The following is a 13,251-nucleotide window of genomic DNA, read 5'->3' as shown; positions in this document are numbered from 1 at the left end:
CTCCGATCATTCAGAGGTCCTCTCAGAATCGATTTCCGCACACCACACAAGAGTCCGTTTGTACTCATGTGCGATTCCCCTGCCCCTTGAGGGGAGGGTGGCCCGAAGGGCCGGGTGGGGTCCGCGGTCACGCGCTCCAACTTCTTCTGTCGAAGGTCGAGGCAGTTTCAGTGAAAAGTTGAGTCAGCTGAGGCGACCCCTCCCGCCTCGCTTCGCGAGGCACCCTCCCCTCAAGGGGGAGGGCTAACCGCCCACCTTTTCCCCAAAGCTCGAAAAAAACTGTCCGGCCAGTTTCTTCGAGGTCGATTCGATCAGCCGGCTGCCGAGCTGGGCGATCTTGCCGCCGACATCTGCCTTGGCCGCGTATCTCAACACCGTGCTATCCGCTCCATCTGATGTCAGCGTCACGTCCGCACCGCCCTTGGCGAAACCGGCAATGCCGCCCTTGCCCTCACCTTGGATGGTGTAGGAGTGCGGCGGCTTCAGGTTCTTCAATGTCACTTCGCCGTTGAATGTCGCCTTGATCGGCCCGATCTTCACCACCACGGTCGCCGCCATTTCGGTCGGCGACTTCATGTCGAGACTCTGGCAGCCGGGAATCGTCGCCTTCAAGACCTCGGGATCGTTCAGCGCTTCCCACACTTTTTGCAGGGGGGCGGCAATGCGCTCCTCGCCTTCGATCACCAAAGCCATGAAAACCTCCCGGACAAGACTGCCTGAAGCCCTAACGCACGGCTGGGTGCGTGTCTATCACACCAAAGTCCGGTTGCGACCGCACACCCTCTTGCCTGCTTCCGCGCGTTGCCATATCGATTTGTCTTACAAATACGGAGACCACGATGGCAGGCGCCCCCACCACGAAGAAAAAATTTCGCTCGCAGGAGTGGTTCGACAATCCCGACAATCCGGGTATGACGGCACTCTATCTCGAACGCTACCTCAATTACGGCCTGACGCGCGCCGAACTGATGTCCGGCAAGCCGCTGATCGGCATCGCCCAGACCGGCTCCGATCTCTCGCCATGCAACCGCCACCATATCGAACTGGCCAAGCGCGTGCGCGAAGGCATCGTTTCGATGGGCGGCATCCCTTTCGAGTTCCCCTGCCATCCGATCCAGGAGACCGGCAAGCGTCCGACCGCAGCACTTGACCGCAACCTTGCCTATCTCAGCCTAGTCGAGGTGCTTTACGGCTATCCACTCGATGGCGTCGTGCTCACCATCGGTTGCGACAAGACGACGCCGGCCCTGCTGATGGCCGCAGCCACGGTCAACATCCCGGCCATCGCGCTGTCGGTCGGCCCGATGCTCAATGGCTGGCACAAGGGCAAGCGCACCGGCTCAGGCACCATCGTCTGGGAATCGCGCCAGCGCCTGTCGGCCGGCGAGATCGGCTATGACGAGTTCATGGACATCGTCGCGTCGTCGGCGCCATCCACCGGCTATTGCAACACCATGGGCACCGCCACCACGATGAATTCGCTGGCCGAGGCGCTTGGCATGCAGTTGCCGGGCTCGGCTGCCATTCCCGCACCGTACCGCGAGCGTGGCCAGATTTCTTATGAGACCGGAAAACGCATCGTCGAGATGGTGCATGAGGATTTGAAGCCGTCCGACATCATGACGAGAGAGGCTTTCGAGAATGCCATCGTCGTCAATTCGGCCATTGGCGGCTCGACCAATGCGCCTATTCATCTCAACGCCATCGCCCGCCACCTTGGAGTCAAGCTCGACAATGACGACTGGCAGACGGTCGGCCTCAATGTGCCGCTGCTGGTCAATTTGCAGCCGACAGGCGAATATCTCGGCGAAGACTATCACCACGCCGGCGGCGTGCCGGCGGTCATTGCCGAACTGATGAAGGGCGGGCTGTTGCCGCATCCCGGCGCGCGCACTGTCAACGGCAAGTCGATCGGTGAGAATAGCGATGGCGTCGCCAACGAAAACCCCGATGTCATCCGCTCTGTCGCCAAGCCGCTGAAGGCCAATGCCGGCTTCATCAACCTCAGGGGCAATCTGTTCGATTCGGCGATCATGAAGACCAGCGGCATCTCGCCCGAGTTCCGCGAGCGCTATCTGTCCAACCCGAAAGATCCCGAGGCTTTCGAAGGCAACGCCATGGTTTTCGACGGGCCTGAGGATTACCACGCCCGCATCGACGACCCGGCGCAAGGCATCGACGAACACACCATCCTATTCATGCGTGGCGCCGGTCCGATCGGCTATCCCGGCGGTGCCGAGGTCGTCAACATGCAGCCGCCGGCCTACCTCATCAAGAAAGGCATCCACGCGCTAGCCTGCATCGGTGACGGCCGCCAGTCGGGCACGTCGGGTTCGCCGTCGATCCTCAACGCCTCGCCGGAAGCCGCGATCGGCGGCGGGCTGGCGCTGCTCAAGACGGGCGACCGTGTCCGCATCGATCTGCGCAAGGGTACGGCCGACATCCTCGTCACCGATGACGAGATCACCCGGCGCCGTGCCGAACTGCAGAACAATGGTGGCTTTCATTATCCCAAGCACCAGACGCCCTGGCAGGAGATCCAGCGCGGCATGGTTGCGCAGTTCTCAGAGGGAATGGTGCTGGAGCCGGCGGTGAAATACCAGGACGTCGCGCATACCAGCGGTGTCCCCAGGGACAACCACTGATTATTCCTGGCGACGATTGCTGATGCTGGATCATTGAGAGGCGGCCTGAACAATCAGGCTGCCTCTCGGGTTCCGTTCAGCGTGTCCCGGCCGAGGGTCGAGATAGGGTTCCAAACTCAGGTTAACAAAAGACCTGACGACAGCCAGTTCGTTGGTGTCGGCAGCTTTTGTGCCGGTAGCTTTTCACGATAGGAATTTTTTCTTGACTCCGTGACCGCAGCTATGGTACATATTCGTCCATGGTGCTGATTTGCGCCAGTGACCCGCCGCACAGGCGGGTTTTTCGTTTGATGCTCCGTCAGCCAACGCGCCGGCGAAGGCTGCGAAGGAACCCGTTAACCCGAGTTCATTGCCCTGAGGGTCGAGAAACCATCCTTGACAAGCGCACGCAACAATTCCACCATCACGACATGGGGTGCATCGCGACGACCCCGTGAGGCGTCAGCCCAACGTTCGCGTCCAAGCTTCTCTTTTCAGGAGGTGGACGCCATGCCGTCAACAACAGCTATCACCGTATCGCAACTATCCCGGCTCATCGGTTTACCGGGCGCCCCTGTCATCATCGATGTTCGCATCGATGAAGATTTCGACGCCGATCCGCGCCTGTTGCCGGCCTCGTGCCGGCGCGACTTCAAAAGCGTTTCGAACTGGGCGGCCGCATTCGCCGGCAAGCCAGTGGCCGTTGTCTGCCAGAAGGGGCAAAAGCTCTCGCAGGGGGTAGTCGCATGGCTGCGCCATGAGGGGATTTCCGCCGAATCCCTTGAAGGCGGCTTTGAAGCCTGGCGCGATGCCGGGGGCTTCTGGTTCGTACCGACAAGATGCCTCCACGCAATGAAAGGGGCGCCACCGTCTGGGTGACGCGATCACGCCCAAAGGTCGACCGCATCGCATGCCCTTGGCTGATCCGGCGTTTTCTCGACCCCGACGCGGTGTTCCTGTTTGTCGAACCCGCAGAAGTATTGGCTGTTGCCGACCGCTTTCAGGCCGTGCGTTTCGACATCGACAATGTGTTCTGGAGCCATCGCGGCGAACGCTGCACCTTCGACACGATGATCGAGGAGTTCGGGCTGGAATCAGAGGCGCTCGATCGCCTTGCCGTAATCATCCGCGCGGCCGACACGGCAAGCTTCGATCTGGCTCCCCAGGCTGCCGGCTTTCTGGCTGCCTCGCTTGGTCTGTCGCGTATGTTTCGCGACGATCTGGAACAACTGGAAGCAGGTATGCTGCTCTACGATGCGTTCTTCCGCTGGTGTCGCGACGCCACGGAAGAAACGCACAATTGGCCCGCAGCCGGCATGGGTAAACCGACATGAGTGCTCTTGTCCCGGCGGATACCGCGGGAAACGTGCCGGTGCCGACTGCACCGATTTTCACCGAAGCCCTGAAGGTCTGGGCAAAAATCGGACTGCTCAGCTTCGGCGGACCGGCAGGGCAGATCGCCTTGATGCACAAGGAACTGGTCGAGGAGCGGCGCTGGATCGGTGAACAGCGTTTCCTGCATGCGCTGAACTACTGCATGCTGCTGCCTGGCCCGGAAGCCCAGCAACTCGCCATCTACATCGGCTGGCTGTTGCACAGGACGGCCGGTGGCCTTGTCGCCGGCATCCTGTTCGTCGTGCCGGGCGCGCTCGTGATGCTCGCCTTGAGCAGCTTTTACGTGCTCTATGGCGACATGCCTCTCGTCGCAGCGCTGTTTTTCGGGGTGAAGGCGGCGGTGCTCGCCATTGTCATCGAGGCGGTGATCCGGATCGGGCGGCGCGCGCTGAAGAACCGCGTCATGGTATCGATCGCGGTCGTGGCCTTCATCGCCATCTATGCGTTGAATGTGCCGTTCCCGCTCATCGTCCTGCTCGCCGGCCTGACCGGATGGCTGGGAGACCGCATTGCTCCCGGCCTGTTTTCCAGCTCCGCCCATGGCAAGGGCGATGTTGCCGACTTCAAGGGAGCGGTCGATCTGATGTTCGAACGCGGCGAGCTGGCCCATGTCAAACCGACCAAATGGCATGCGCCGCGCACAGTTGCGATCTGGCTGCCGCTCTGGCTCGGGCCCGTTCTTGTGATCTGGTGGTTCACCGGGTCCGCAAGCGTCTGGACCGAGATAGGGCGGTTCTTCAGTCTCATGGCTGTGGTCACGTTCGGTGGCGCCTACGCGGTGCTTGCCTATGTCGCGCAGGCAGCCGTCCAGTCGTTCGGCTGGCTCGTCCCCGGTGAAATGGTCGATGGTCTTGGGCTTGCCGAAACGACGCCAGGCCCGCTCATCCTGGTGTTGCAGTTTGTCGGCTTCATCGCCGCGTTTCGCCACGCCGAGCCGCTGGATCCATTGCTTGCCGGAGCGCTGGGGGCGTTGCTCACTCTGTGGGTGACGTTCACGCCCTGCTTCTTCTGGATATTCCTCGGCGCGCCCTACATCGAGGCCCTGCGCGGCAACAAGGCATTGTCGGCTGCGCTGGGCGCGATCACCGCCGCTGTTGTCGGCGTCATCATGAATCTCGCTCTATGGTTTGCCTTGCATGTCATCTTCCACGAAGTCCGCAACATCGGCTTCGGCATGAATGTGCCGGTGCTTTCGTCGATCGACTGGCGCGCGGCACTGCTTTCCTGTGCCACGATGATCGCCATCCTGAGGCTGAAGATCGGCATGCTGCCGACGCTCGCCGGATCGGCCCTTGCCGGTGTCTTGCTGCTGGCGGCGAGCGGCTGATGCCTGCAAGGACCTGAAGCGTATCGCCCGAATCCACTTTAACTGCCTTTGTATTCCGCCTGTGAACCACCTAACTGGTTGGAAACGGATTGGACCACTATGGCAGGACGGCGTTCTTCCCTCGGCTTCCTTGGAATGTTCGGCCGCTCGGGCGACTTGAGGCAACTCGACGATGCTTTGCGCGGCGCGGATTTGCATCCAGCCCTCGTGCCGGAGGGCGTGAAGCTTACCATCGTCAATCTGATGAAGGATCGCTGGCCCGACGAGCCGCCGCCGGGCACCTACGTGTCGGTGGCACAATTGTGCAGCTATTGCATTGCGGGTCCCGAAACCTTCGAGCAGGCCAATGGCCGGGAGCGGACGCTGGAAGCCGAGCGTCGCATCGAGGCAGCACTTGAAGCCGGCGACAGCTTCGACGCACAGATCGTGCTGATGACGCTGCATGCCAAGCTCATCAACGCTGAAGTCGTCGACCGATACGGGCTCAGCGCGGAATGACGCGAAAGGCAAGATCTGCCGGATTTTCCTGCGGCGGCCGAGCCGATCAGGCCCGGCTGATCTCCTCGAGATACCAGCCGATGTAGCGTAGTTCATTGTATTCCATCGGCGCGATCGGCCCGGGCACGAAGTAGTGCGAACGCACGCCACGCGCGGTGTGCTCGATGATCTTCTTGTCCTCTTCGGTGGTGACCTTCCACAGCCAGGTCAGCTTCTCCAAATCGTAGTCCTGGCCTTCGACGGCATCGCCGCGCACCAGCCAGATCAGTTCCATCTCGCAGGTATCAGCCGTTTTCGGGATGAAGCGGTAGATCATGCCGTGATCGGGATAGCAGACGAGGAAGGTCGTGCCGCCGAGATGGATGGAGGTGACGCCACCGTCATAGTCGGTGAAGCGGCCCATCAGCGGGGCCACCGGCGATCCATCCTGGCTGCCGCTCGAAACGCCATCATAAAGCGCGTAGCGGAAGGTGTGGATTGCTTCCTGACCGGCCGCCGAGTTCTGCCAGCGGTTGGCGCTGCCGATCTCGATGCCGAGTGCGCAGGTGCGCTGCTCCATCGCCGCATTGAGCTGCTCGATCATCTCGGCCGGCTTTTCCAGCGCATGCGTCTGCGAGTATTCCGGATGCGCCGGCCCGCAATGGTAGCATTCGACATAGTTCTCGACGGCGAGCTTCCAGTTGGCGTCGAGCGGATAGGACTGACGATACGCCACGTTGGCGTCGCCCCAGCCATACTGGCCGCAACTGGTGCGCAGCGACTGTTCGATCGGGTCGAAATCGAGCGGCGTCTCGGCGAAGGAAATGAAGACCAGCCCAGAGGCAACGCGGACATGAAGCTTCTTCAGCCCGTGCGCCGTGCGGTCGAAATCCTTCGGCATCAGGCGGGCAGCGCGCAACGACCCGTCATTGGAATAGGTCCAGGCGTGATAGGGGCACACGAACATCTTCGCGTTGCCCTTCTCCTTGGTGCAGACCTCGGCGCCGCGGTGGCGGCAGACATTGAGCATGGCATGCACGGTGCCATCCATGCCGCGTGTCAGGATGACCGCCTCGTCGCCGAGCTTGAACAACTCGAAGTCGCCGGGGTTCGGGATGACACTGGCATGCGCCAGGCAGTGCCAGTGTCGGCGAAAGACACGTTCCATGTCCCGCTCGAAGATCGCTGGGTCGTGATAGAAGGCGCGCACCAGGCCGTGGCCGGGCCGATGAGATGTCACCAGCCGATCGATCGCGTCGCCGTCGGTAGGGGCTTGCTGGATAGGATGCACACTCATTTGTCGTTCTGCCCGATGGTTGGTCCTGGGTGGTGGCGGTATGGCTGCACGAACTCGTCTCCGGTCAGCCGCCCATGTGCGTGCGCGGCAGGTGGATCAGGCTGCCGAAGCGGGCACGCAATCTGTCGTCGACCTGTTTTGGCACGTGGCGCGGAAATCGTTCGGCAAGAATGCGTTTCTTCTCGGTGATCGCACGCAGCAATATATCAGGCCGGCCTTTTTCGTTCCATTCCTTCGGCGAAGAACGATCGCCGAGGGCGGGATAGAAATGCCTGGTCTGCATCAGCTTGAGCGTTTGTTCGTTGTCGAGGTAGTGGCCCGGGCCTTTGAGGCAGACCTCGGCGATGCTGTCGATCGACAAGGCCTCGTCAGTCACGTCGATGCCACGCGCGCAGCCCAGGCAATGACCGAGCATGTCGTTGTCGATGACCAGGCTTTCCAGGCAGAAGCCGAGCAGCGAGGCATGCATGCCGGCCGCCTCGTAGACGAGGTTGAGGCCGGAGAGGCCGGCCATCACATTGGTGATGCCCTTTTCGTAGCCGGACTGAATGTCGGGCAGTTTCGAATCCGTCATACCGGCGGCCGAACCGCCGGGCAGGTCGTAGAATTGTGCCATCTGGGCGCAGGCCGCCGTTGCCACCGACTGCTCTGCCGACCCGCCGGCCATGGCGCCGGTGCGCAGGTCCGACATGAATGGCCAGGCACCGAAGATCGCCGGATGGCCGGGCTTGAGCGCGTTGACATAGACCAGGCCGGCCAGCACTTCGGCCACCGCCTGCACGACGGCGCCGGCCATCGCAGCGGGTGCCGTCGTGCCGGACTGGCCGGTCGACAGGAGCAGGATCGGGATGCCGCCTTCAACGCAGGCCTCGAGCACGCCGCAGGCATCCTCGGCGAACTTCATCGGCGGCACGACGAATGAGTTGGAGTTGGAAACGAAGGGCCGGGCGCGGAAATTCTCCTCGCCGCCGGCGATGGCATAGAGCATTTCCAGCGCCGGCTTCACGTTCTCACGCACCGTGAAGGACGTTCCGACGTGCTTCGATGTCCCCATCACACAGGCATAGAGCGTGTTGAAATCCATCTCGAGCGGATCAGCGATGTCGCGCGCCACCATCGGCCGCTGGAAGAAATGGATGTTGTCCAGCCCATCGACGATGCGGGCGGCATCATAAATGTCCTGCAGCTTGGATTCGCGGTACTCACGCTTCTCCAGGTCCACCAGGTGCACGGCGATACCCGCGGTGCCGTAGTGTACACGCTTGCCCTGGACAACCATGTCGTGCCTGGCGTCCTGGCCATGAAGTGTGAAATGTCGTGCAGCCCGCTTGATCGTGTCGAGCACGAGCGCGCGCGGAAAGCGGACACGGCCATCGTCGCCATGGACCGCCCCCGCCCTGGTCAGCACCTTTATGCAGGAGGGGATGGCATTGGCGAAGCCCACCGTCTCCAGGAGCGTCAGCACGCCCTCGTGGATGCGCTCGCAGTCATCACCGCGCAGCGGCCCGTAGCTGCCGCCTTCGATGGCCTGGTGCTGTGGTCCGGTATCCTCCATCAGAGGAGCTGATCGCATGGCATGTCCTGTTTCGCGAAGACTGGAGCGCTGTGAACGACGGTTTGCCGGCGTATCTTGCTGTTCGACAGCCACTGGCATGGAAGCACTCCACCTTCGTCGGCAGGAACTCGTGGCGGTTGGTCCACCATCGGCCTGCTTCTTCCCCTGACGCCGACTATGCCGCCGGCGTTGGCCCATCCTATGAGCCAGCTGGCCCAGTTGCATGTGCCAGCGCTAAAGTAACCGGAGCTGCTGCGAACGGCTCCGGTCACGAGACATGGATGATGGATCAGGCAGCGGCCGGCCTGCGGCCGGCTGCGGTGGCGAGTTCACGGATGCCCGGCTCGATGTGCTGCAGCGCGATCGAGGAAATGCCCAACCGCATGAAACGCGAAGGCTTTTCGGTGCGGTCGAAGAACCGGTCACCAGGCTCGATGATGACACTGCGCGAGGCAGCCGCCTCGGCCAAACTGCGCGAATCGGTGCCGCGCGGCCCTTCGAGCCAGAGCGACGTGCCACCTGCCGAGTCGGTCGAGCGCCATTCCGGCAAGAAGGCGGAAATCGCATGGACCAGGCGCTTGCGCCGCTCGTCGAAGGCCGACGACAGCCGCCGCACCAACGCCTCATGATGGCCGAGCGACAGGAAGAGCGCTACGGCGCGCTGGTTGTTGGCCGGCGGATGACGCAGCATGAAGCGGCGAAGCGCCCTGAGTTCCGAGATCAGGCCAGCCGAAGCGACGATGTAGCCGAGCCGCAGGCCCGGAGCCAGCGTCTTCGACATCGAGCCGACATAGACGACGCGGCCGGAACGATCGAGGCTCTTCAACGCCTGCTGCGGTGCTTCATCGAGAAGTTGGCTGTCATAGCCGTCCTCGATGATGATCTGGTTGTAGCGATTGGCCCGCGCCAGAAGATCCTGCCGCCGTTCCGCCGACAGCGGCACCATGGTCGGGCAATGATGGCTGGGCGTAACGAAGACGAAACCGGAATCACTGGGAATAGAAGCGGTTACGATGCCGGACTGGTCGACCGGTACCGGCTCTATCTCGGCGCCCGCGAGGCGGAAGATCGAGCGGGCGTCGGGGTAGCCGGGGTCCTCCATCGCCACCTTGGAGCCCTTGGACATCAGCAGCGTCGCCAGCATGTAGAGCGCGTTCTGGGCGCCCAGCGTGACGATGATCTCGTCCGGGTTGGCGAAAATGCCGCGCCGCGGCAGCAGCCGCGCCTGGATCTGCTCGATCAGCAGCGGATCGTCGCGGTCGACCATGTCGGACGCCCAGTTGCGGATTTCGAGCACGGCAAGCGCCATGCGGTTGCACTCGCGCCACTCGGCGGTCGGGAACAGCGCCGGATCGAACTGGCCGTACACGAAGGGGTAGGACGACTTGATCCAGTTCTCGTGCTTGGCCGGCGGCGGCATGTCGCTGGCGGCGATCTTGCGGCGTGCCTTCCAGTCGATCTCGTTGGCCTGGTCGGGCGCCTTCTGGTGCGGCTTGGCCGGCGTCGCCAGCACATCAGGATTGACGAAATGGCCACGCCGCTCGCGGGCCACCAGGAAGCCCTGGTCGACGAGCTGCTGGAACGCCAGCACCACGGTTCCGCGCGCCACACCGAGTTTTTCGGCCAGGATCCGGCAGGAAGGAAGCGGCATCGAAGCGGCGATCTGGCGGTCGAGAATGGCGGCTACGATGGCTTGGCGGATCTGCGCTTGCAGGGTCTGGCCCGATTCCGCCGAAATCCGGAACAGGCCGGACCATATGGCCGTGTCGTTACGCTGTGGCATGGGAGATGTTCCTCGATGGCCAGCCTTTTTCGCTTGGCTGGACCAGCCGAAGGTAGCCGTGGCACAAGGGGTTGCGCCAATCAATTTTTCTGATCGTTGGGATTTATGCCAGTGATCCTTCACGCCATTTTGATGCTGCGCTGCGGCATCCCAGGGTGACGCGGCGCGTCATCCCGGCGATGACTCCGTGCGTCAAGCTGCGCATTGAAACGGGTGGAATTAGGCTCGATAGATTGTCGCGACGACACGCGCCGGAAACATCCGGTCCGTAATGATGGCTCTAGGTTTCGGAGTTTGGCAGTGGATCAATCGTCCTTTCAAAGACAGCTCGCCGCGTTGCGCGATCATCGCGCGGCGGCGCCCGCCAGCATGCGCCAGGCTTTCGCCGCCGACCCCAAGCGGTTCGTGACATTCTCCGCCACAGACGGCGACCTTCTGCTCGACTGGTCGAAATGCGCCGTCGATGCGCTCACCATGGATCTGCTGGAGAAGCTCACCGAGGCGGCCGATCTCGAAGGCCGCCGCGCCGCCATGTTCGCCGGCAAGAAGATCAACCTCACCGAGGACCGCGCCGTGCTGCACACGGCACTGCGCAACCTGACCGGCAAGGGTGTCACCGTCGACGGCCAGGACGTCAAGGCGGATGTCATCGCCGTGCTCGACGCCATGGGCGCCTTTGCCGATGCCGTGCGATCGGGCAAGGCGGCCGGCGCCACCGGCAAGAAGATCACCGACATCGTCAACATCGGCATCGGCGGCTCCGATCTCGGCCCGGCCATGGCGACGCTGGCGCTGGCGCCCTATCATGACGGGCCGCGCGCGCACTACGTCTCCAATATCGACGGCGCCCATATCCACGACACGCTGAAGGGCCTGTCCGCCGAAACCACGCTGTTCATCATCGCCTCCAAGACCTTCACCACCGTCGAGACGATGACGAATGCACAGACGGCGCGCAAATGGGTGCAGGAAGCGCTCGGCAAGGAAGCGGTGGGCAAGCATTTTGCCGCCGTCTCGACCGCGCTCGACCTGGTGGCCAAGTTCGGCATCGCGCCGGATCGCGTCTTCGGCTTCTGGGACTGGGTCGGCGGCCGCTATTCGCTCTGGGGCGCGATCGGCCTGCCGGTGATGATCGCTGTCGGCCCGCGGAATTTTCGCGCCTTCCTCAACGGCGCACACGAGATGGACGAGCATTTCCGCACCGCACCCGTGCAGGAGAACCTGCCGGCGCTGCTGGGGCTGGTCGGCTGGTGGCATCGGGTGATCTGCGGATACCCGGCGCGCGCCGTCATCCCTTATGACCAGCGCCTGTCCAGGCTGCCGGCCTATCTGCAGCAGCTCGACATGGAATCGAACGGCAAGAGCGTCACCCTCGAAGGCACGGCGGCGACGACGCCGACCGGGCCGCTGGTCTGGGGCGAGCCCGGCACCAATGGCCAGCATGCCTTCTTCCAACTGCTGCACCAGGGCACCGATTTCATCCCGGTCGAGTTCCTTGCCGCGGCCGTCGGGCATGAGCCCGATCTCAAGCATCAGTACGATCTGCTGCTCGCCAACTGCCTGGCGCAGTCGGAAGCGCTGATGAAGGGCCGCACGCTGGAGGAGGCCCGTACCCAGATGCTGGCCAAGGGCATGAAGCCGGCCGAGGTCGACAAAATCGCCCCGCATCGCGTCTTCTCCGGCAACCGGCCCTCGGTCACCATCCTCTACCGCAAACTCGACCCGCGCACCTTCGGCCGGCTGATCGCGCTCTACGAGCACCGCGTCTTCGTCGAGGGAACGCTGTTCAACATCAATTCCTTCGACCAGTGGGGCGTCGAACTCGGCAAGGAACTGGCCACCGGCCTTTTGCCTGTCGTGGAGGGCAAGGAAAGTGCCGCCAAGCGGGATGCATCGACCGCTGGCCTTGTGGGATTCATCCACCATTTGCGTGGATCGGAGTGAAAAGCTTGGCAGACATCAAGGGAATATTGTTCGACAAGGATGGAACGCTTGTCGACTTCAACGCGACCTGGCTTGGCGTCGCAGATTTCATGGCTATGGATGCGTCGGAAGGCGATCGCTGGAAAGCCGACAGGCTGCTGGCGGCTGCTGGCTTCGATTTCGCCAACAGGCGATTCAAGCCGGACTCCATCTTTGCGTCCGGCACCAATCTCGACGTCGTCGAATTGTGGTTTCCGCGCCTGTCCAACGAGGACCAGATGCTTGCGGTTGCCCGTTTCAACGAGATCACCTCGGTGCAGGGGTCGGCAATGGCGGTGGCGTTGCCGGGCATCGTCGACACGCTGACGGCATTGCACAGAAAATCCTACCGTCTTGGCGTCGCCACCAACGATTCGACCAGCGGCGCGGAAAAAACGCTGGTCACGCTCGGCGTCGCCCAGCTGTTCGACGCTGCCTATGGCTACGACGCGGTCGCCAATCCGAAACCGGCGCCCGACACCATCCTGGCCTTCAGCGATCTCACCGGGCTGAAGCCGGCGGAGATCGCCATGGTCGGCGACAACCGCCATGATCTCGAAATGGCGCGGGCCGGCGGCTGCGGGCTGGCGGTCGGCGTGCTCTCCGGCACCGGCACCCGCGAATCGCTGGCCGGGATTGCCGACGTTGTTCTTGATTCGGTTGCCGATCTGCCCGACTTCCTTTCGGCACGGGTCAAGGAGACGATCTGACCGAGCTAGGCTTGGCAAATCAACTTGGGCTTTCCCGCCAACGGCTGAGATTGGGTGGGTTGCGGACAGTCCGCTCCTGCATCGGCCGCCCTGAATTGCAGACTTCGGCGATTGGGTAATT

11 protein-coding genes are annotated in these 13,251 nt (G+C 62.7%); 7 read left to right on the top strand and 4 right to left on the bottom strand.

The window, feature by feature from the left end; genetic code table 11:
• Window positions 1-243: 243 nt before the first annotated feature.
• Window positions 244-693, bottom strand: coding sequence for an SRPBCC family protein (locus NKI73_RS12515; RefSeq protein ID WP_352629952.1), 450 nt, complete (start codon window positions 691-693; stop codon window positions 244-246).
• A gap of 146 nt (window positions 694-839) precedes the next feature.
• Here NKI73_RS12515 and NKI73_RS12510 point away from each other — a divergent pair, with 146 nt between their 5' ends.
• From NKI73_RS12510 to NKI73_RS12495, 5 genes are all read left to right on the top strand, one after another.
• Window positions 840-2,645, top strand: a complete 1,806-nt coding sequence (locus NKI73_RS12510; protein ID WP_352629950.1) for an IlvD/Edd family dehydratase — start codon at window positions 840-842, stop codon at window positions 2,643-2,645.
• A gap of 489 nt (window positions 2,646-3,134) precedes the next feature.
• Window positions 3,135-3,503 (top strand): thiosulfate sulfurtransferase GlpE, encoded by a 369-nt coding sequence (locus NKI73_RS33635; protein WP_502909561.1) that lies wholly within the window; start codon window positions 3,135-3,137, stop codon window positions 3,501-3,503.
• Window positions 3,464-3,958, top strand: a complete 495-nt coding sequence (locus NKI73_RS33630; RefSeq protein ID WP_502905662.1) for a chromate resistance protein ChrB domain-containing protein — start codon at window positions 3,464-3,466, stop codon at window positions 3,956-3,958. The genes NKI73_RS33635 and NKI73_RS33630 overlap by 40 nt, the downstream gene beginning before the upstream one ends.
• Window positions 3,955-5,346 (top strand): chromate efflux transporter, encoded by a 1,392-nt coding sequence (gene chrA, locus NKI73_RS12500; protein ID WP_352629948.1) that lies wholly within the window; start codon window positions 3,955-3,957, stop codon window positions 5,344-5,346. Before NKI73_RS33630 ends, chrA begins: the two co-directional genes overlap by 4 nt.
• A 99-nt stretch (window positions 5,347-5,445) precedes the next feature.
• Window positions 5,446-5,844 (top strand): hypothetical protein, encoded by a 399-nt coding sequence (locus NKI73_RS12495; RefSeq protein ID WP_352629946.1) that lies wholly within the window; start codon window positions 5,446-5,448, stop codon window positions 5,842-5,844.
• A gap of 46 nt (window positions 5,845-5,890) precedes the next feature.
• On the opposite strand, the gene NKI73_RS12490 is transcribed toward NKI73_RS12495, so the two are convergent.
• The 3 genes from NKI73_RS12490 to pdxR all read right to left on the bottom strand — a co-directional run bounded on the left by NKI73_RS12490 (window position 5,891) and on the right by pdxR (window position 10,458).
• Entirely contained in the window at window positions 5,891-7,120 is a 1,230-nt protein-coding gene (locus NKI73_RS12490; RefSeq protein ID WP_352629945.1) for an aromatic ring-hydroxylating oxygenase subunit alpha, read from the bottom strand.
• Between the two features lie 64 nt (window positions 7,121-7,184).
• On the bottom strand, window positions 7,185-8,774 hold the full coding sequence (locus tag NKI73_RS12485; protein ID WP_352629943.1) for a trimethylamine methyltransferase family protein: 1,590 nt from the start codon (window positions 8,772-8,774) through the stop codon (window positions 7,185-7,187).
• A gap of 190 nt (window positions 8,775-8,964) precedes the next feature.
• Entirely contained in the window at window positions 8,965-10,458 is a 1,494-nt protein-coding gene (pdxR, locus tag NKI73_RS12480) for a MocR-like pyridoxine biosynthesis transcription factor PdxR (RefSeq protein WP_352629941.1), read from the bottom strand.
• 294 nt (window positions 10,459-10,752) lie between these two features.
• On the opposite strand from pdxR, the gene pgi reads away from it, so the two are divergent.
• On the top strand, window positions 10,753-12,402 hold the full coding sequence (gene pgi / locus NKI73_RS12475) for a glucose-6-phosphate isomerase (RefSeq protein WP_502905661.1): 1,650 nt from the start codon (window positions 10,753-10,755) through the stop codon (window positions 12,400-12,402).
• Window positions 12,403-12,407: 5 nt separating this feature from the next.
• Entirely contained in the window at window positions 12,408-13,130 is a 723-nt protein-coding gene (locus NKI73_RS12470; RefSeq protein WP_352629937.1) for an HAD family hydrolase, read from the top strand.
• Window positions 13,131-13,251 lie beyond the last annotated feature (121 nt).

The organism is Mesorhizobium sp. M0496, from assembly GCF_040321205.1.
Classification (GTDB): domain Bacteria; phylum Pseudomonadota; class Alphaproteobacteria; order Rhizobiales; family Rhizobiaceae; genus Mesorhizobium.
Note: the sequence above shows the minus strand (reverse complement) of the source record. Positions and strands in the feature narration are given on the sequence as shown.